At 35.2% G+C, this 281-nt stretch carries 1 protein-coding gene; it reads right to left on the bottom strand.

The window, feature by feature from the left end:
• Nucleotides 1-281, bottom strand: a 281-nt coding sequence (locus tag FNN09_RS21010) for an IS1595 family transposase (protein WP_143304444.1), incomplete at both ends; no start/stop codon positions are given.

Genomic DNA, 281 nt, shown 5'->3' with positions numbered 1-281 from the left:
TATTCATCCAAATAATAACCCAGCTTATTTTTATTCAAATAGCTTTGATGTGTTCCTAGTAACCATCTTTTAAGCAACGAAGCTATACGATGGACATTTGGCAATACTTTTTCATCCTCTTCCTTAACTACTGCACTTTGTATTTTGTGTATATAGCCCAGTTTTTCTAATCCTGAATAGCTCGGCCAACCATCAGTAATGACTGTTGATGTTGGTTCAATGTTCTTTTTAATAAATTCTGTTAAGCTTTTCCCCGATGCATCCTGTATCTTTTCCAGTCG

The organism is Carboxylicivirga sp. M1479 (genome assembly GCF_007097485.1).
Taxonomy (GTDB): domain Bacteria; phylum Bacteroidota; class Bacteroidia; order Bacteroidales; family Marinilabiliaceae; genus Carboxylicivirga.
The sequence above is the reverse complement of the archived record's forward strand: the minus strand, read 5'-3'. Positions and strand labels throughout refer to the sequence as shown.